The sequence below is a fragment of the Klebsiella sp. HN106 genome (assembly GCF_051209435.1).
Classification (GTDB): Bacteria; Pseudomonadota; Gammaproteobacteria; order Enterobacterales; family Enterobacteriaceae; genus Klebsiella; species Klebsiella oxytoca.
On the sequence record NZ_JBLURD010000061.1, the window covers coordinates 1 to 1,391 of the forward strand.

The window sequence follows — 1,391 nt, forward strand, 5'->3', positions numbered from 1 at the left end:
CCGTATATGGACACCTCCCGTTATGCAAGCCATCTCTGCATTTTGTGTAACGGGGTAAGTTGCGTTCGTATATCCGGCCTCTCTTACGATACCGTCGTATCCGGGCCATGATGTTATCTGCGCATCTGTTTCCATTCGGGCTAGCGGCTTTGCTTATCAGGGAGCCTTCGGCCAGGCCGGAGTGACTGATGCTGGTCTTACCTGTTACTCATCTCGCTTCTCTGGCTGCAACCTTACGGCAGGTTATTGCTCTTTTAACGCATGGGATACAGGTCACCGGTTAACCGGTGACCTGTATCCCATGGTAATCCTCTTCACGACTCAGCAGCGCCCATGCTATACGGGCATTCTTGTTCGCCAGCGCCACCGTCGCGATGTTCCGGTTTCGTCTCTCCGACACCCCCTGCAACCACTGGCTGCGCCTGTCAGTTTTATTCTGACACGCATTCAGCACTGCCCGCGCTCCATGGATTATCAGCGTTCGCACGTAGCGGTCCCCCCGCTTGCTGATATGGCCCAGTCGCGCCTTTCCTCCGCTTGAGTGCTGCCGCGGAACCAGCCCCAGATAAGCCGCCATTTCCCGGCCGCTCCTGAACTGTCTGCCATCACCCACTGCAGCCACCAGGGCACTGGCCACCACCGGACCCATCCCCTCTATCGCCAGCAGTCTTTTTATCCGGATATCATCCCGTGCTGACTGCTGAAGCCGCCTGTCGTGGCGGGCGACACGCTCATCCAGTCCCTGCAGCTCTTCTGACAGTTCGCACAGCAGACGAATAAAACACTCATCCCACTGCACCTGCTGCGACACTATCTCCGGTAGCGCCTTACGCAGTTGCGCTATTCCCGCTGGCAACACCACACCGAACTCCCCCAGCAGACCCCGTATCTCATTGCTCAGGGCTGTCCGGGCACGGATGAGTCTGGCCCGGACGCGGTGCTCCGCCTGCAGCGTCTGCTGCCTTTCCGTTCTGATCGCCACGAAGCGCATCCCGGGGCGGCTGACAGCCTCGCAGATAGCTTCGGCATCGTTGGCATCATTCTTCTGGCCTTTAAGATAAGGCTTAACCAGCCGGGGCGGGATAATGCGTACGGTATGCCCCATACGGGTCAGCTCCCGGGCCCAGTAGTGGGCAGAGCCACAGGCTTCAATACCGATAAGGCACGGTGAGAGTTGGGTGAAAAAGGCTGCCATGCGGTCACGGCGCAGGGTTTTACGAAGGACAACATGCTCACGGTGATCCACGGCATGTATCTGGAAGACATTTTTTGCCAGGTCGAGACCAATACGTTTAATATTCATGATGGACACCTCCTCCAGTTAACTGTAGGTACACCTCAGTCTGGCACTTTGATGCCGTAAGGGGGAGGTGTCCATCACATCGGGCTAC

The 1,391-nt window shown here is 57.4% G+C and carries 1 protein-coding gene; it reads right to left on the reverse strand.

Annotation, left to right across the window (positions count from 1 at the left end; genetic code table 11):
- Positions 1-280: 280 nt before the first annotated feature.
- Positions 281-1,303 (reverse strand): IS110 family transposase, encoded by a 1,023-nt coding sequence (locus tag ACSIPU_RS30260; protein ID WP_017145469.1) that lies wholly within the window; start codon positions 1,301-1,303, stop codon positions 281-283.
- Between the last annotated feature and the right edge of the window lie 88 nt (positions 1,304-1,391).